The organism is Mycobacterium sp., from assembly GCF_965277065.1.
Classification (GTDB): domain Bacteria; phylum Actinomycetota; class Actinomycetes; order Mycobacteriales; family Mycobacteriaceae; genus Mycobacterium.
Map to the genome: position 1 here is coordinate 1789832 of NZ_CBDIBT010000019.1, position 17173 is coordinate 1807004.

The following is a 17173-nucleotide window of genomic DNA, read 5'->3' on the forward strand; positions in this document are numbered from 1 at the left end:
CGATGCAATTGACCGAGCAGCTCAGCACTGTCGTGTGGAACCCGGTCACCGGCTGCAACCAAGTGTCAGCCGGCTGCGACAACTGCTATGCGCTCCACATGTCGCGGCGGCTCAAGGCGTTCGGGCAGCAGAAGTACCAGACTGACGGTGACTCGACGACATCAGGCCCGGGCTCTGGCGTTGCCTGGCATCCTCGTTCGCTCGAGCAACCGGCGCGCTGGAAGCGCCCGCGTGTGGTGTTTACCTCGTCGATGGGTGATCTCTTCCACGCTGCGGTCCCCGTCGCATTCCTGCGGGAAGTCTTCGCGGTGATAGCCGACACGCCACGACACACCTATTGGGCGGTGACCAAAAGACCAGCGCGTGCGCGCAAACTCGCCGATCAGCTCAACTGGCCCATGAATCTGTGGTTGGGGACCTCCGTCGAAGATTCCCGGGTCCTGCACCGGCTTGACGACGTGCGCCGTACCCCGGCGCCGGTGAAGATGTTGTTCTGCGAACCGCTGCTCGGACCGCTGCTCAGTCTCGACCTCGATGACATTGGCTGGGTGACCGTCGCCGGCGAGGCCGGCCGCAGGTCTCGTCCCATGGATCCGCAATGGGTACGCAATATCCGCGACCAGGCTTGGAACGCCGGTATTCCTTTCTACTTCAAGCAGTGGGGTGGACTCAGGTCTCGCGCATTGGGGCGTGAACTGGATGGCCAGGAATGGAATCAGCTGCCCTACGGCCTCTGCGTCTGACTCATGCGTCAACGACCGACTCACGCTGTGCACCCAACGACGGATGCGCGCCTCCGCGGCAGGCGCTCCGCGACGCAGGACGAATTCGACCCGATCGCCGAGCCATGGCGACACTCAGCTCGTCTAAGGCGTCGCGTGGTCTCCTGGGCTACGCGGATTAGATCCGCATGATGTTCTCCGCGTTGCGGTGAGCGATCGCGTTTCGCTGGTCGTCGGTGAGATCGGCCTGCTCGAGGAATTCCGACACGTTGTCGCGGATGACGTAGGGGAAGTCTTCCGAATAGATGATCCGTTCGGCGCCGATCTCAGCGACGATGAAGTTGAGCTGGTTGTGGCTGTACATCCCGGAGGGTGTCGCCCAGACCTGACTACGGTAATAGGCGCTGACCTCGCGTTCCAGGCGGTAGTCCATTGCGCCGGTCAACTCGTCGAGCCGGTCGAGCCAGCCGGCGACGAATTCACCCCAATGGCCGCTGAGCAGTTTCAACTCAGGGTGGCGATCCAGCGCGCCGGAAAAGATCAGCCGCAGTATATGGATACCCGCCTCGGCGTGCCAGCCGAACGCGGGCCCGGAAAACATGAAATGTACTGCAGCCGGCCACCTTCCGGCGTAGTAGGCACTAGACACCGGATTCTCCGGGAGACCGGGGTGGATGTAGATGGGCAGGTCTACCATTTCGGCTGCGGCCAGAACAGGGTCGAACCGCTCGTCGTCGAGGAACAACCCTTCACAGCTGCCCGCAATGAGCGTCCCGACGAAGCCCAGCTCGTTGACACATCGCTTCAGCTCGTCCGCCGCTGCAGCGGGGTCATACAACGGCAGCGTCGCGAATCCACGGAATCGCGTCGGATGCTCCGAAATCTGTTGTGCAAGATCATTGTTGACTCGCCTGCATAACTCGACGGCCTCCGGGTGAGCAAGATTGCCCGGACTGTTGACCCCGTGCGACACGACCTGAAGGTCGATCCCGACCCGGTCCATGTGGGCAAGGCGGTTACCCGCCAGCCGCTCCGCTGAATCCTGGTCGGGCATAGAATTTCGCATGAAGTCCGCGAAACCGTCGTCAGGAATGACGGGCGACGGCCCCGCCAGTTCCAGGACGCGTTCGATAGCTTTCGAGTGATGGAAATGTTCTTCGACAGTAATGATTCGCAACGAACTTCCTTCCCCTGCGTTCAATGACAAAGCTCGGGCCGCGCTTGACGATCAGCCGATCGCGAAGGCCGCAACGCCGTGAACCACGGCTGCACAGGCTGCTCCGCTCAGCATCATCCATTCGCCGCGGGACCAACCGATGGCGGCGTCCGCCAGCTGGACAACTGCGGCCGCGATCAGGCAAAACATGCTCACAGTGCCTGCCGACGTCAGCGGCGCAATCCCGGTGAGAAGCCCCAACGGCAGCGCCCTGGCCACGTACATCCACACGTAGAACCGTTCACCGGCATCCGGTGTACCGCCCGTGTGGCTCAACGCTGCTGGGTGCACCGCGGCCACCAAAGCGAATGCGACGCTGCAGGCAGCCACCACGGCATTGACCGCCAGCAGTACGGTTACCCCGGTCGCCATGTCCGAACCTCCGTTCAATTCGCCTTGCTGTCGAGCTCAGTCGCCGGCACGCCCACCGGGGTGGAAGAACACCTCGTCATCGTGGTCTCAGGAGAAAGGCTTCGACGGCTTGGTCTGTCAAGGCGCCGCCCGGTCGTCCAGGGCCGGCGGCGATTTCGCGGCTCGCGACGTTGAGCTTTCATCGCCATGCCTCCCAAGCGATCATCGTGCGAAGCGGCCCGGCATAGAGCGGACGGACCGCCCCCGACGCCCATCGCTGTTCGATCAAAGATGCAAGGGAGGCAGTCGCTTTGAGCGGATCGTCGTCCAGGTAAAGCACCGTGATGTATTGCGGGCCGGTGTGCCAGGTCGCTGCGGGCACCGCCCACGAGCGCGTCGAACCGAACATCCACGCCCCGGCCATCCCGGGCCGGCCCACCAGTTCGGGGTAGTGCAATGCGTGCAGCCACTGCACCCAATGGTCGAGGTTCCCGTCCCCGGTGGGTTCCTCGACGAGCAGGACAATGCCTCGATGCGGCCGAAACGGCACGACTTCAGAGGAGATCTGGGCGCCGGGCGCGGCATATGCGCGTAACAGCGCCGGGCCCGCCAGCTGCAGCGGCCTCTTGGCGTGTGGGAATCGGCCCATTTCGCGAAGCTGCGAGCCGAGCCGAACGAAGTCCTGCAGTGTCTTCTCAACGTTGTCGCCGACCAGATAGTTGACCACATTTCTGAGGTCGCCGAACCTTTCGTGCGCGGCAATACATGAACCGGGGTAGGCTCCGTCGGCGATCCAGCGTGACCCGAGCACGATTCCGGGCAGCTGATATTGCTCGGGCATGTGGTCTAGCAGATGCCAACGGAGATAATCAGTTTCGTGATCACCAGCATCGCTGGCGGTGAAGCTGAAGATGCCGGCCTTGACGCGGTTCATCAAATGTCGCCTCGGCCTGATGTTTCTTTAGCGATCATCCGGCGCCGATCGCGTCGGGGAAGCGACGCGCCAGGATACTGCGCACGCCGTCGTGCCACGGTACTTTGCATGAGCCGTCAGCCCAATTGAGGACGGTGACGGGCACCGAGGCCACGTCGAACAGCGGACCGCTTGCTTGCTCGGCGATATCGTCTTCGGATATCGGCGATCCCCAATTCTCGTAGCCGAAGGGAACTCCGACGGGTTGACCCGCCAGCATCTGCTGGCAGTACATCACCGGCACACCACCGTGGCTGGCCATCCCGTACCCGATGTTCATCCGAGCGATGGTGGATGGCAATTCCAGCATGCGCGCCGCAGCGTGAACGACGCCCTCGGAGGCGATTTTGGCCACCGGATAACTTTGTCATGTAGGACGCCAGGCCGCCCACTGACATCCGGCTGGCCGTCGGGGGCGACGGTAGCGATACGACCCAAGGGCTGGGAGTTGAGGTAGGCAACTTCTTCGTCGGTGAATGACATCGCGTCGCTCCTTTCATGTGTCGTGGCGGGCTGTGACTCGTCGCCATCGGTGAATGCTGCCTCAGTAGCGCGGTCCTTCGGTGAGTATCAACCCACGTCGAGGGTGATTTTGCCGCTGGCATGCCCGGTGGCGCTGAATTGCTGGGCTTGTGCTGCCTCGGGAAGAGGGTAGCTACGGGAATGCCGGATGTGTAGGGCACCGGATACCGCCAGTTCGGCCAGTTCGGTGAGCACGCCGGTGTTGTGGTCGCCGGGACCGCCCGGGTCGAAGGGGAAGCCCAACTCGAAGGCGGCGGGATCGGCCAGGCTCACGATGCGGTCGGTGCCACCGCGCAGGGAGACCAGATCCTCGAGCCCCCCGAGCCCGGCGGCATCCAGGGCGGCGTCGACCCGGGGGCTGATGTCGCGGACCCGTTGCACGAGGCCGTCGCCGTAGCGGACCGGGGTGGCGCCCAATGCAGCGACGTAGTCCGCGTTGGCGTCTCCGGCGGTGGCGATGACAGTCGCGCCGCGCGCAACGGCGAGTTGAACAGCGATCGAGCCAACCACACCGCTTCCGCCCAGGATCAACAGCACCTCCCCGGCCGCGACGTCGAGTTGGCCCACCCCACGCAAGGCAGTCTCCCCAGCGACCGGCAGGGCGGCTGCCTGGGTCCAGGTGAGCTCGGCCGGCTTGGGGATCGCCACCTCGGCCAGGGCGTAGTCGGCGTAGGCGCCGGCGGGGAACCCGCCGTCCCAACCTTGCACCTGGGTTGCTGCCGCAGCGGCCCATCCGAATACCTCGTCGCCGACCGCAACGGCGGCGTCGGGACCGGCGGCGTCGACCACGCCGGCCAGCTCCACGCCCGGGCGCTGCGGCATCGGCTGCTCACCGAGGTGGCCTTCCCGGATCTTCCAGTCAATGCCGTTGACCGCCGCGATTTTCACCGCGACGCGGACCTGGCTGGGACCGGGCTCGGGGACAGGCACCTCAACGAGGGTCAAAACCTCGGGCCCGCCAAAGGTGTCGTATTCGATGGCACGCATAGTGCAATCCTTCCTCTCGAGTCTGATGGCATTTAATGTCATCATCGTATCACCTCGATGTCATCATGTGTCATCAGTGAGTCTGGGAGAGATCCGCTCACCCGACCGTCGGCCACGTCAGTCAGCTGCCGCCCGCCAGCGCAGTGAGCTCATTCACCAGGGCATCGATGTGGTTCGCGATGTCGCGGTCGGCGGTGTCGGTGATCCACCGTTCGACGGCGATCTTGAAGATGACCACACCGGTTTCGGCGGTCAGGGTCGCCGCTGGTTCTGCCATCCCGCGTCCACGCAGCGCGGCTGCCACGGCCGTCGACAGTCGCGACAACTTGATCAGTTCCCGCTCCTGCAGCGCCTCATTGACAGCGATCACTTCTTGCCGCAGACGTGCCTGTTCGCGGGGGCGGCTGGCAAAAAACATCGCGACTGCCGGCTTGAGTCCGGCGGCGAAGGTCTTCAGAGGGGAACCCGATTCGGGCGCGCCCGCCACGGCGAGCACCAACAATTCGTGCAGCGGGTCTTCGCCGGAGAACAGCACTTCGCGTTTGTCGACGAAGTGCCGAAAGAAGGTCCGCTGCGTCAGCCCCGCCCGCCGCGCGATCTCGGCCACCGTCGTCGCCTCGAAGCCACGCTCGCTATACAGCTCCAGCGCCGCCTGCTGCAACCGCCCCCGCGCATTGGCCTCCCACCGACTCATCGCTTGATCATAAATGACGGCACACAATGTCATCGCCGAACACTTCCAGTGGCGCGTCGTAATGCCGGGTGCCAGCCTGATGAGGCTCATCGGAGGCCGCGATCCCGTTTCTCAGAAAGCATTCGGCACCCCGGCCTAAAACCGCTGAGACGGGGTAGCCATCAGGGCATGACAACACCCGGATTGATCATCGTCGGCAGCGGTCCGGCAGGCATAAGCGCCGCCGAGTCGTTCCGCCAGCACAATTCACACGACGCGATCCGCATTCTGACCGACGACCCCGCCCTGCCGTACGCTCGGCCGCCGTTGAGCAAGGAGTACCTGCGCGGCGACGCCGAGGTTGCCGACGCCGAGTTGCATCCCGCCCAATGGTTCGACGAAAAGGGCATCGAGCTGATCCGGACCGGAAGCGTCAACGAACTCGATTGTGCCGGTCAACAACTGACCGCGGGTGGAACCGACTACCCATACCGCTGGTTGGTGCTGGCGTGCGGGTCCAAGCCGTCGCCATTTGAGGTGCCCGGAGCCGAGTTGGCACTGAAGCTGCGGTCACTGGCCGACGCCGAGACGCTGCGCAACACCGCTGCCGAAGCTGATTCCGCTGTGGTGATCGGGGCGGGGTTCATCGGTTGTGAGGCGGCGGCATCCCTTGCGATGCGAGGAGTGTCGGCTACCCTCGTCTCCCCCGACCGCGTGCCCCAAGCTACCCGTTTGGGCGAGGACGTCGGCGAACGGATCCTCGGCCTGCTGACGCAAGCGGGAGCGCGCTATGCCGGATCGGTGTCCGTTACCGGGCTCGAAGAGGGAGTGGTGCACCTCGACAACGGGGTGTCGATCAACTGTGATCTCGCACTCGCGGCTACGGGTGTTCAACCGCAATCTGCGCTGGCGATCTCGGCCGGCATCAACACCAGCGATGGCCGGATCGTCGTCGACTCACACATGCGGACGTCGGCCGACAATGTCTTTGCCGCCGGGGATATCGCAATGGCCTACAACATCACCGCCGGCCGGCGACTCGCGGTGGAGCACTGGCAGGACGCGATGGACCAGGGCTCGATCGCTGGTGCCAACGCCGCGGGCCGGCCCGACGAATGGGACGCTGTGCCTGGCTTCTGGACCACCATTGGCGGGGCAACCCTGAAGTATCACGCCTGGGGAGACGGGTTTCAGCGATCCCGGTTCATCGAGCACGACGACGGCTTCACCGTCTGGTATGAAGTCGACGATGCAACAGTCGGGGTTCTCACTTACAACGCCGACGACGACTACGACCGCGGCGAAGACCTGATCCGGCGCCGATGCCCCATCCAGCATTAGTGCGACGCCACGGTCAGGCATCAGCTGCTTCGGATAAAACCGTTAGCGTGATCCGCCTTTCGTTGTTTGACAGCGTGTTTCGCATGTCGGCGAATTGAGCCGATGCGCATCAGCCCGAGCGGCCTAGTGACCGTCGATCGCGTGATCACCGCACCGCCTGCAACGCGCGACGCCCCACGCCGGGCGGGATGCTAGAGACCGGTGCCCAGCGCTGAACTCACGGAAACCCGTTCGGCCGCGCTGTGTCAGCGTCGCGCGAGATCGCGTTGTTTAATATTTTGAACGATCTCGAATTTCTGCCTGCTCTCGGCGTGGCGCCGTTAGTGGTGTGAAAGCTCTCAACGGTATCGCGCAAATAGCAGAGAGTTGTGTGTCGAAATGGAGTACGAAGCTCAGCCGGATCGGGACGTATGGACCCGTGCGGGGCTGACCCGTGCCGAGAGCATCTCAGCGGAGGAGGATCTCGCCGACGGCTTGCGAAAGCTGACGGCGTTGGTGGCTGGCGCTCCGAGCTTCGACGACCTGTTAGCGGAGATCGCCGGGTTCGCCGCGCACGCCATTCCCGGGGTCGACGGTGCAGGGGTGACGTTGATCGAGCCCAGGAGCACCACTATGGGCATCGCGGCGTCGGCGGTGACGGCGCCGTTCGTCCGCGAGATCGACATCCTGCAATACGAGACGCTGCAGGAAGGGCCCAGCATTACCGGTATGAAGGACGGTGTCGCGGTGATCAGCTGCTCGTTGGGCGGCGATCGGCGCTGGCCGCGATTCGGCGCCGGGGCGGCCCGGTTGGGCGTGGCTTCGTCGATGTCGTTGCCGCTGCTAATCGCCGATCAGGTGGTTGGCTCGGTCAACTGCTATGCCCACTGGCGGGATGCCTTCGGTGAGCACGCGGTGCGGCTAGGGACGCAGTTCGCGCAGCCAGCAGCGTTCTCGGTGTACAACGCGCAGTTGATAGCCGCGGCACGCGACACCGCGGAGCGTCTGCAACATGCGCTGGTGATCCGCGAGGTGATTGCCCAGGCGATCGGCATCATCCGAGGCCGCACCGGAGCTACCGCCGAGGACGCATTCAACCGGTTGCGGCGGATCAGCCAGACCGAGAACACCACACTGCACGAGGTCGCACGCCGGGTAGTCGAGGATGCGGACCGCCGTGTTGCGCAGTGAGTCGGTGTCCTCATGACTGTCGGGACGGAAGCGAATCGTCACGGCGGGTGATTCGGCACGAATCTCGGGCGGCAAGCTCGAGCGATGGTGGTAACCAGGGCGTCGCCGATATCGACGGAGAACGTGCATCACACACGCGCATACCGGGTCCGGCCGCTCGGGCGGGGCAAATAACAGGTCGCGGACTCTCGCTCGACCTGACACGGTCCCCGGTTACGTCCTGGCGGCAGATAACAGATTGCAACCAGGCAAGTTGGCCGGAAGGCCTTGTGGGGGAACTTATCTCGGGAAGGGTAATGATTCGGTGACGGTGACGTTGAGCGCTTCCTGCCGTATCGTGGAATTAGGTCCTAGCATGGTGGCGAGCTGAGGTTCGAACTCTCGGCAGGCGGCAACCAGCGGTGCAGCGAACTTCTGCAACGCGGCATCGGTGAGTTCAGCTTCGGGGCCGGCGATCGCCAAAGATGCCAGGGGACTGCCGTTTTCGGGGTCGAGCAGGGGCGCGGCGATTCCGCTGACGCCTTGATGGTTGGCGCTGTGGCTGGTGGCATATCCATCCTGGCGGATACGGCGCAACCGGGCTCTGGTCGGTCGTGGTTCGCTGGGGGGCCGACTTGCGACAATGGATTCGATCTCAGCCGGGGCGAGGTGAGCGAGAATGACTAAACCGCTGCAACCGGTGGTCAGTGGTGCGCGCTCGCCGACATGCACGGCTTGGCTCAACTCCCAGTCGGTGGTCTGGGCCTTGAGGACCAATACGCGATGGGTTCCGCCGCGCAGATGCAGGGTGGCGGTTTCCGACGACAGTTGCGCCAGCCGGTTCAAGACGGGCACCGCTCGGCGTAGCAAGGCCGGTCGGGGACCGATCAGCGACGCCAACCCGATACTGCGACCCCCGACGCGATATCCCGCGCGACCGACATGATCGACGTATCCCGCGTGCTGGAGCGCCCGCAGAACACGGTAGGTCTTTGGCTTGCCCAGACCGGTAGCGGCTACTAACGAGTCGAGGCTGGCAGGTTGATTCGCCGCGGCGAGGGTCTCGATGACCTGCAGCGCACGGATCGCCCCGTGTCCATCAGCGGAACTGTCCACCATGCCCTATCGGTTGCGCTTACTGAAACCTGCGTTGCATAGGTTACCCCCGGGATCTGAAACCTTCCGCAAAGGCCGACCTCATCGCCCTGGTGCGGACACGAACCGACAACCGCTGCGCCGCACGGGAGCTCGGGCACGTCACCGTTGATGGCTTGGCAAGCAGAGCCGGGGACGGCGAGGTCATCACCAAAGGAGTGATGTCTGTGGATCCATTGCCGACGAGGCGCGCGCCGGCCCATGGACACCGCCCTACCGACACCAGCGCTGCTTCGGTTGCAGATAGTGCAACTTATGTGGCGGACGGCGCCTCACAGGCCGGAAGCTTGTCGCACCGATTTCGGACTGCGCAATCGGTGTGACACAAAGGACCCGCACATGGCCAACAGCACCCGCCCGATGGCGTTGATCGCGTTTCTTCAGGCCCAGAACTGTTCGAATTACGTTGGCTCATGGCGCCACCCAGGCTCGATCCCTGATTTTCTGTCCCCGCAGTATTTTCAGCGGATCGCCCGCACCCTGGAGGACGGCCGGTTCGATATGGCCTTCTTCGACGACCGGCTGGCCATGCCCGAAATCTATGGCCGCAGCGCCGATCTGGCGGTGGCGCACGGTATCCGGGCCGTCAAACTCGATCCGACAGTCGCGTTGATGGCGATGGCCGCTGCCTCGACACATCTCGGTTTGGGCGCCACCTATTCCACCACCTATCACGAGCCGTTTCACGTGGCCCGACTCTATGCGACGCTGGATCACCTGACCGGCGGCCGGGTGGCTTGGAACATCGTCACGTCCCTCAACGACGCCGAGGCCGCCAACTTCGGCCGCTCGGTGCATCTGGACCACGACGAACGCTACGACCGCGCCGACGAGTTCGTCGAGTTGGTGACAAGGATGTGGACGTCGTGGCAGCCCGACGCGCTGATCCTGGATAAGGACGCCGACCGGTTCGCCGACCCGGCAAAGGTGGCCGCGATCGACTTCACCGGCAAGTACTTCGACGTCCACGGCACCTTCACAGTGCCGCGGTCTCCGCAGGGCCATCCGGTGCTGCTGCAAGCCGGCCAAAGCGGGCGGGGCATGGCGTTCGCCGGTAAATGGGCCGAGGTGGTGTTCGCCGCTTACCGGGCCAAAGAGGCCGGCGTCGAGCAGTACCAGGCACTCAAACAGGCCGTGGCTGACGCCGGCCGCGACCCCGACGCGGTGGTGGTCGCGCCTGCGATCGGGGTGATGACCGGCGAAACCGAGGCGATCGTGGCCGAAAAGCTGCGTTTGCTCGACGCGCTGGCCCGACCCGACGACGGGTTGGCGTTGCTGTGTGAAACCCTCAACGTCGACTTCTCCGACCGGCCGGTCGACGAGCCCTTCACCGACACCGAACTGGCGGGCATGTCCTGGCACAGCCTGCGCGACAGCGTGATCCGGGCCAGCGGCACAACCAACCCGTCGGTGCGTGACTTCGTCGAAGTCTCTGGGCGCGGCACGCTGCGGGAGGCACCGACCTTCGTCGGCACCCCAGCCAAGGTGGCCGATCAACTCGAAGACTGGTTCGGCGACTGCTGCGACGGGTTCGTCATCGCGGCCGGGGCCATCCCGGGCTCCTATGAGGACTTCACCCGCCTGATCGTGCCGGAACTGCGCCGGCGCGGCCTGGTGCCTGAGCGCTACGAAGGTGCCACGCTACGCGAAAACATGGGTCTTCCCGCCATCACCGAGCCGGCATGACCGCGCTGACCACGATCTTGACCCCGACCGGGATGCTGGGATACGGCTATCCCGAAGCCGACTTCTGGGAGTGCATCGAACGCGGAGTCGACGCCATCGTCGTCGACTCCGGCTCCACCGATCCCGGTCCCTATTTGCTGGGCCGTGGCGAGCTGCTGGTTGACGAATCGGCCTACCTCCGGGATCTGACCCCGATGGTTGCCGCCGCCGCGCGCCACCACATCCCGCTGATCGTCAGCTCCGCCGGCGGCGCCGGCATCGCGGCCCAGGTCGACCGCATCGCCGAGCTGATCGTCGACATCGCCGAACGCGACGGCCACCGGCTCACCATGGCCCGCATGTACAGCGACATCGACCCCGAGGTCGTCATCCAGCGCCTGGACAACGGTGACGTCGCCGCCAATGTGCGCGGGGAGGTGCCCACGCGCGCCGACGTCGAATCCTGCACCAACATCGTCGCCCAGATCGGTGCCGAACCCTTCGCCAAGGTGCTCGCCGAGGGTGTGGACGTCATCGTCGCCGGCCGCGCCTATGACCCCGCACCACATGCAGCGTGGGGCATCGCGAAAGACGTCGATCCCGGGATCGCGTGGCATGCCGGGAAGATCCTCGAATGCGGCGGCGCCTGCTGCGAACCTAAAGGCAGCGGGGTGCTGGCCACCTTGGAGCGCGACGCCTTTGTGCTGACCCCCATGAGCCCAGGCGCGCGCTGCACCCCGCTGTCGGTCGCCGCCCACACGCTCTATGAAAAAGCGCGACCCGACCTGCTCCCCGGGCCCGACGGCGTGCTTGACCTGACCGGCTGCACTTACACCGCCGTCGACGAGCGCACCGTGCGGGTCACTGGCAGCCGCCACCGCCCGCAGCCGCCGACGCTGAAACTGGAAGGCGCGGCGGTGGTTGGGCATCGCGCGGTGTTCATCGGCGGCGTACGCGACCCCATCCTGATCGCCGGCATCGACGCCTTCCTGGACACCCTGCGCGGTCACCTGAGCGCGCTCTATCCCCAGCTCGGCGACGGCACCGCGCAGCTGCACTTCCACATTTATGGCCGCAACGCGGTCATGGGCGAGCGCGAACCCATCAACGCGACGGCCCACGAAGTCGGCATTCTTGGTGAAATCACCGCGCCCACACCGGAATTAGCCAAAGCCATCGCCAGCATGGCCCGCATCGGCGTGCTGCACCTGCCCTACCCCGGGCAGGTCGCCACTGCCGGCAACTTGGCTCTGCCGCTGAACCCGATGGAGAACTCCATCGGACCGGTGTGCGCGTTTCGGCTCTACCACGTCATGGGCGCCGACGGCCTGCAGCCGACCCGCACCCGTATCGAGCAGATAGGCACGCCATGACCGCGCTTCACGACCTGGCGCAGGTCATTCGCAGCAAAAACGCCGGCCCCTACGAGATCACCTTCGACATCCTGTTCACCGACCCGGCGAACTATCGCCGGGTCCGCGACAGCGGCGCACTGACGAAGGACACGGTCGCCGCGCTGTACGGACTGAGCCTGGATGACCTGACCTACGCCGACTGGTTCGAACCCGCACTCGCATTCAAATTCACCATCATCCGGCCCGGCGACCAAGGCGGAATCGGTGAACGCGACACCTTCGGCGCCCAACAACACGCGCCACTGCTCGACATTGCAATCCCAGGAGACGACCAATGATCCCGACCACTGTCGGCAACGAAGCGTTGGCCGCGCAACTGGCCACCATCGTCAACGAGTTGAGCTGGCACGATGTTCCCGAACCGGTCCGCGCGGTCGCCAAACTTCACGTCCTCGACGCGCTGGGAGTCGGGTTGGCCGCGACTGGCATGGACTTTGGCCACGCCATCCACCGCGCCGCCCAACGCCTCGGACACGGCGATCAGGCCCACGCACTCGGTTTCGGCACCCCGCTGCCGGCCGCCTCGGCGGCGCTGGTCAACGGAACCCTGTTCCACGGCCTGGACTTCGACGACACCCATATCGGCGCCATCTATCACGCCACCGCCCCTGCGCTGGCCGCAGCGCTGGCCGTCGCCGAAGAACAGCACGCCTGCGGTGATGAACTGCTCTTCGCCTACATCGTCGGCCTGGAAATCGGATGTCGGCTGGCGTCCGCCGGAGCCGGGGAATTTCACGGCCGCGGCTTTCACCCCACCGGGATCGCCGGTGCGTTCGCCGCCACCTGTACCGCCGCGGTGCTGCGCGGCCTCGACGCGGACACGCTGACCAGTGCGCTGGGGTTATGCGGCAGCCAGGCCGCCGGCATCCTGGAACTGCACGGATCGTGGCTCAAACGTATGCATCCCGGCTGGGCCGCTCACGCCGGGATAGCCGCGGCCACGATGGCCGAAGCCGGATTCCGCGGGCCGGCAACCGTTTTCGAAGGCGCCGGCGGGCTTTACAACAGTCACCTCGGCCACACCGTCACCGCCGACGACCTCGGTCTGCAGGACCTGGGCAGCCGCTGGATGACCACCGGCATCGCGCTCAAACCCTACCCCTGCTGCCACTTCACCCACGCGTTCGCCGACGCCGCCGCAGGCGTACTGGCCGACCTAGGCCGCGAACGTCTGACAGCGGAGGAAGTCGCAAGCATCGAATGCCCCACCGCCCCCGCCCTGATACCCATGGTCACCGAACCCGCCGACAAGAAAATCGCGCCCACAACGATTTACGACGCCTTGTTCAGCGTCCAGTACGTCGTTGCGACCGCCCTGGCCGGGCGCCGAGTCGACCTGGCCGCCTTCTACGACCAGTCCCTCGACCACCCCGACGTTCTCGCCCTCGCCGCATTGGTCACCTGCCCGCCCGACCCCGACAGCGACTTCCCCATCCACTTTCCCGGAGAAACGGTGGTCCACCTCAAGGACGGTCGCACGGTGCGCCGACGCATCCCGGCCAGCCTCGGCACACCCGAGAATCCGTTGAGCGACAGCGACATTCAGGCCAAGTTCTACGCCAATGCCGCACGCGTCCTTGACACCGCGCAGGCCCAGCACATCGCCGAACTCGTCGACACGCTCGACAAGCTGCCCGGCACGGCCACACTCGTCGAGTCCTGCGTCATCGCTAGCCCATGTAACGACGTACAGCCCTCGTAATCAGGAGCAACCATGGCCGGTGAAACCACCGAACGCATAGACGACTCGGCGCACTTTCGAAAGGTGCTGGGCCACTACCCGACCGGCGTCAGCATCATCACCGCCCTCGACAGCGACGGTCGCCTGCGAGGGATGGTTGTCGGATCGTTCACCTCCGTGTCGATGGACCCGCCGCTAGTTGCGTTTTACGCGGCGCACACTTCCCGCAGCTACGCCCAGATCAAGCCAGCCGGCCGGTTCTGTGTCAACGTGCTCGCCGCCGACCAAGAACCCCTGACCCGAACCTTCGCCTCCCGCGACGTCAACAAATTCGCCGACGTGGACTGGCACGCAGCACCCAGCGGAAACCCGATCCTCGACGACGCGGTCGCCTGGATCGACTGCGAAACCGACGTCATCAATTCCGCCGGCGACCACGACATCGTCATCGGGCGCGTCATCGACCTCGACGTCGCCGCACCACGCCCATCACTGTTGTTCTTTCAGGGCGGATACGGCAGCTTCTCACCACACTCCCTGATGCTGCGCGACGCACGATTCGCCACCCAGCTCCAACTGCTCGACAAAGCACGACCCGTCATGGAAGCCGTCGCCGCGCGAACCGGAGCACAGGTCGTCGCCACGCATTGCGACGGCACCGAGTTGACCCTGCTGGCCAGCGCCGGCACCCCCGCCGACCCGCGCACTACCCAGGTCGCGATCGGCCAGCGTCTGCCCGTCAAGCCGCCCATCGGCATCTGGTGGATCGCCTTCGCCGACGACGCCCCAGTGAATGACTACCTGGCCGACCTGCAACCCGAGATCCGCGAACGCTGCTGCGATGCGCTCGCCCAGATCCGACAACGCGGCTTCGCAGTCGGCTCATCCAGCGTGCAAGACCAACTCGGCGATCTGCTCGAACGTAGTCTCACCGCGACGCCAACATCCGGCGGGCCCTCAATTGCTTTGCCGCCCATCGATTTCAACCCCGACGACTACAACCCTGCACGCGTGACACCCGATGTCCGAGTTGGCGATACACCCGAGATCGTCAACCTGTGGGCCCCTTCCTTCGACACCGACGGCAAACCCAGCCTCGGATTCGCACTCGCCGGATTCCCGATCGGCACTCGACTGCTGTCACACATCGAAGCCCTGCTCGAAATCACTCGCGAAGTCACCTGCCTCGCGGCGCCGTGACAGAGAGGTTCCAATGACCGCCACTACCGCCCCGACCCGCCATCATGTAACGCAGCGAGCCGAATGCGCCACGCCTCCGCCGGCGCGCTTCGACCGCCTCGAGCGGGCCGTCGCCGACATCGCGGCTGGTCGCGCGGTCGTGTTGGTCGACGACACCGGGCCTACGGCCGAGGGCGAGCTCGTCATCGCCGCGCAGAATGCGACCACCGAGCTGGTGGCATTCATGATCCGCCACGGCAGCGGATTCCTCTGCGTCCCGCTGCCGGCCGCTGATTGCGAACGCCTCGGTCTACCACCAATGCAGACAGTATGGGAGCGCGGACGTGCACCCGCCTTCACCGTCACCGTCGACGCACGCAGCGGCATCGGGACCGGAATCTCGGCCGCAGACCGGGCCACCACCATCCGGCTGCTCGCCGACGCCCCACCCGCGCTATAGACCTCACCCGGCCCGGACACGTCGTCCCGCAGCACACCCAAGATGGTGGCATCCTGGCCCGGCCGGGTCGACCCGAGGCCGCCGTCGACCTGGTACGCGCCGCCGGGCTGCGTTCCGCCGCGGCGACCTGCACCATCGTCAGCATGCGCCACCCCATCCCACCCGCGCTATAGACCTCACCCGGCCCGGACACGTCGTCCCGCAGCACACCCAAGATGGTGGCATCCTGGCCCGGCCGGGTCGACCCGAGGCCGCCGTCGACCTGGTACGCGCCGCCGGGCTGCGTTCCGCCGCGGCGACCTGCACCATCGTCAGCATGCGCCACCCCATCGAAATGGCGGCAACCGATGAACTCCGAGACTTCGCGGCCCAGCACGAGCTGGCCACCGTCTCTCTTCGCGACGTCATCACGTGGCGCCGCGAACGCCAAAGCACCGTCTTCGCACCTGCGATGGTTGACCCTGAAGACCGAGTTCGACGATCTCGACGTTGTGCAGGCGCCCACCACGATGCCGTGGGGGCAACGTTTCGGTCCTGATCCGCGACCCTGAAGGGTCGTTGATCAACCTCTACACGCCCGTGACGCCGGACGGAATCAAGCTGCAGCAGAACCGGACGCCCAAGATGCTGCCAGAATCCACGGGAGACTCGTAATGCAAATTGTGGCAACCGGTTTCGGTGATCCGTCGGTGCTGAAGATCGTGCCGACGAATGATGTCGCGCCAACCACCGGCGAGGTCGCCATCGACGTCCGTGCCGCCGGGGTGAATCATGTCGACTACACCAGGTACGCGGATCGCGCGGGCGCCGAGAAGCATGGCGAACGTGACAACCCGTTCCCCATGAAACTAGGGGTGGAGGTTTCTGGGGTGGTCAGCGCCGTGGGGGCAGACGCCCATGGACCCGCAGGACCCATTGTCGTGGGCGACGAAGTGATCGCCTATCGGGTGAGCGGGGCTACACCGACCGACTCGTCGCGCCCGGCTCGGCGGTGGTGCCGAAACCGAGCGCGTTGTCGTGGACGCAGGCGGCGGTCATGATGCTCGACGGCACTACCGCTGCTCACGCGTTGGCCGCCGTGACCGCCCGAGCAGGCCAGACCGTGTTAGTGCATGGAGCCTCAGGCGGGGTGGGCTCATTGCTGGCTCAACTGGCACGCATCGATGGGATCAACATCATCGGAACTACCAGCGAGCATCACTTCGACCGCGTTTCCCGGTTCGGCGCGACACCGGTCACCTACGGACCAGGGCTGCGTGAACGTGTCGAGCAGGCGACCCCGGGCGGCGTCGACGCAGCAATCGACCTGGTCGGCACCGCAGAGGCCGCCGACGTCTCACTGGCACTGGTGTCGGACCGCTCACGCATCGCCACCGTCGTCGACGCCGAACGCGCCCAGCGGCACGGATTTCAGGCACTCGGTGGCTCGCAAGGCCAAGACGAGGCCGGCATCGAAATACGGATGAACGCGCGACTACGTCTACCGCACTTGCCCAGGCCTCCCTGCTCATGGTGGACGTCGCCAGGACCTTCACCTTCGCCGAAGTTGCGCAGGCGCATGAGTTGTTGGCGCGCGGCGGTGCCGGCGGGCGGATCGTCCTGACCCCGGCTGAGTCAGGCCGATGAGCCAGGCAGTCGCACCGCTCGCGATCGGTTCAGTGTCGGAACGTCCGTGCAGAACCGT

The 17173-nt window shown here is 65.3% G+C and carries 18 protein-coding genes and 3 pseudogenes; 13 read left to right on the forward strand and 8 right to left on the reverse strand.

Annotation, left to right across the window (positions count from 1 at the left end; genetic code table 11):
* The first annotated feature begins 2 nt into the window (after window positions 1-2).
* Window positions 3-743, forward strand: coding sequence for a DUF5131 family protein (locus ACQY5A_RS25960; RefSeq protein WP_428343095.1), 741 nt, complete (start codon window positions 3-5; stop codon window positions 741-743).
* 157 nt (window positions 744-900) lie between these two features.
* On the opposite strand, the gene ACQY5A_RS25965 is transcribed toward ACQY5A_RS25960, so the two are convergent.
* The 7 genes from ACQY5A_RS25965 to ACQY5A_RS25995 all read right to left on the reverse strand — a co-directional run bounded on the left by ACQY5A_RS25965 (window position 901) and on the right by ACQY5A_RS25995 (window position 5465).
* Window positions 901-1899 (reverse strand): amidohydrolase family protein, encoded by a 999-nt coding sequence (locus ACQY5A_RS25965; protein WP_428343096.1) that lies wholly within the window; start codon window positions 1897-1899, stop codon window positions 901-903.
* Window positions 1900-1950: 51 nt separating this feature from the next.
* Window positions 1951-2310: a hypothetical protein gene (locus ACQY5A_RS25970; RefSeq protein WP_428343097.1), complete on the reverse strand. Its 360-nt coding sequence runs from the start codon at window positions 2308-2310 to the stop codon at window positions 1951-1953.
* A gap of 178 nt (window positions 2311-2488) precedes the next feature.
* The gene (locus tag ACQY5A_RS25975) at window positions 2489-3223 is read right to left on the reverse strand and encodes a hypothetical protein (protein ID WP_428343098.1); all 735 of its coding nucleotides are present in this window, start codon (window positions 3221-3223) and stop codon (window positions 2489-2491) included.
* Window positions 3224-3257: 34 nt separating this feature from the next.
* Entirely contained in the window at window positions 3258-3617 is a 360-nt protein-coding gene (locus ACQY5A_RS25980; RefSeq protein ID WP_428343355.1) for a hypothetical protein, read from the reverse strand.
* On the reverse strand, window positions 3539-3745 hold the full coding sequence (locus tag ACQY5A_RS25985; protein ID WP_428343099.1) for a pyridoxamine 5'-phosphate oxidase family protein: 207 nt from the start codon (window positions 3743-3745) through the stop codon (window positions 3539-3541). The genes ACQY5A_RS25980 and ACQY5A_RS25985 overlap by 79 nt, the downstream gene beginning before the upstream one ends.
* Window positions 3746-3832: 87 nt before the next feature.
* Window positions 3833-4771 carry an NADP-dependent oxidoreductase gene (locus ACQY5A_RS25990; RefSeq protein WP_428343100.1) on the reverse strand — a complete coding sequence of 313 codons (939 nt, stop codon included), beginning with the start codon at window positions 4769-4771 and terminating at the stop codon, window positions 3833-3835.
* A 121-nt stretch (window positions 4772-4892) separates the two neighbouring features.
* Window positions 4893-5465: a TetR family transcriptional regulator gene (locus tag ACQY5A_RS25995; protein ID WP_428343101.1), complete on the reverse strand. Its 573-nt coding sequence runs from the start codon at window positions 5463-5465 to the stop codon at window positions 4893-4895.
* Window positions 5466-5633: 168 nt separating this feature from the next.
* Between ACQY5A_RS25995 and ACQY5A_RS26000 the strand changes: the two genes are divergently transcribed.
* Window positions 5634-6785 carry an NAD(P)/FAD-dependent oxidoreductase gene (locus ACQY5A_RS26000; RefSeq protein WP_428343102.1) on the forward strand — a complete coding sequence of 384 codons (1152 nt, stop codon included), beginning with the start codon at window positions 5634-5636 and terminating at the stop codon, window positions 6783-6785.
* 378 nt (window positions 6786-7163) lie between these two features.
* Window positions 7164-7955, forward strand: coding sequence for a GAF and ANTAR domain-containing protein (locus ACQY5A_RS26005; RefSeq protein ID WP_428343103.1), 792 nt, complete (start codon window positions 7164-7166; stop codon window positions 7953-7955).
* Window positions 7956-8234: 279 nt separating this feature from the next.
* Here the strand turns inward: ACQY5A_RS26005 and ACQY5A_RS26010 are convergent, their stop codons facing one another.
* Window positions 8235-9053 carry an IclR family transcriptional regulator gene (locus ACQY5A_RS26010; protein WP_428343104.1) on the reverse strand — a complete coding sequence of 273 codons (819 nt, stop codon included), beginning with the start codon at window positions 9051-9053 and terminating at the stop codon, window positions 8235-8237.
* Window positions 9054-9428: 375 nt separating this feature from the next.
* On the opposite strand from ACQY5A_RS26010, the gene ACQY5A_RS26015 reads away from it, so the two are divergent.
* From ACQY5A_RS26015 to ACQY5A_RS26060, 10 genes and pseudogenes are all read left to right on the forward strand, one after another.
* Entirely contained in the window at window positions 9429-10775 is a 1347-nt protein-coding gene (locus ACQY5A_RS26015) for an LLM class flavin-dependent oxidoreductase (protein ID WP_428343105.1), read from the forward strand.
* Window positions 10772-12127, forward strand: coding sequence for an acyclic terpene utilization AtuA family protein (locus ACQY5A_RS26020; RefSeq protein ID WP_428343106.1), 1356 nt, complete (start codon window positions 10772-10774; stop codon window positions 12125-12127). The genes ACQY5A_RS26015 and ACQY5A_RS26020 overlap by 4 nt, the downstream gene beginning before the upstream one ends.
* Entirely contained in the window at window positions 12124-12447 is a 324-nt protein-coding gene (locus tag ACQY5A_RS26025; protein ID WP_428343107.1) for a DUF4387 domain-containing protein, read from the forward strand. The genes ACQY5A_RS26020 and ACQY5A_RS26025 overlap by 4 nt, the downstream gene beginning before the upstream one ends.
* Window positions 12444-13871, forward strand: coding sequence for an MmgE/PrpD family protein (locus ACQY5A_RS26030; protein ID WP_428343108.1), 1428 nt, complete (start codon window positions 12444-12446; stop codon window positions 13869-13871). The genes ACQY5A_RS26025 and ACQY5A_RS26030 overlap by 4 nt, the downstream gene beginning before the upstream one ends.
* A 12-nt stretch (window positions 13872-13883) precedes the next feature.
* Window positions 13884-15050: a flavin reductase gene (locus ACQY5A_RS26035; RefSeq protein WP_428343109.1), complete on the forward strand. Its 1167-nt coding sequence runs from the start codon at window positions 13884-13886 to the stop codon at window positions 15048-15050.
* Window positions 15051-15063: 13 nt separating this feature from the next.
* Window positions 15064-15638 (forward strand): annotated as a pseudogene (locus ACQY5A_RS26040) (3,4-dihydroxy-2-butanone-4-phosphate synthase); the annotation flags it as partial.
* A 20-nt stretch (window positions 15639-15658) separates the two neighbouring features.
* A pseudogene (locus ACQY5A_RS26045) lies at window positions 15659-15841 on the forward strand (3,4-dihydroxy-2-butanone-4-phosphate synthase); the annotation flags it as partial.
* A gap of 301 nt (window positions 15842-16142) precedes the next feature.
* Window positions 16143-16529, forward strand: coding sequence for an alcohol dehydrogenase catalytic domain-containing protein (locus ACQY5A_RS26050; RefSeq protein ID WP_428343110.1), 387 nt, complete (start codon window positions 16143-16145; stop codon window positions 16527-16529).
* Window positions 16529-16855 (forward strand): annotated as a pseudogene (locus tag ACQY5A_RS26055) (zinc-binding dehydrogenase); the annotation flags it as partial. The gene ACQY5A_RS26050 and the pseudogene ACQY5A_RS26055, both read left to right, overlap by 1 nt.
* Window positions 16856-16896: 41 nt before the next feature.
* Entirely contained in the window at window positions 16897-17115 is a 219-nt protein-coding gene (locus tag ACQY5A_RS26060) for a zinc-binding dehydrogenase (RefSeq protein WP_428343350.1), read from the forward strand.
* Window positions 17116-17173: the final 58 nt, after the last annotated feature.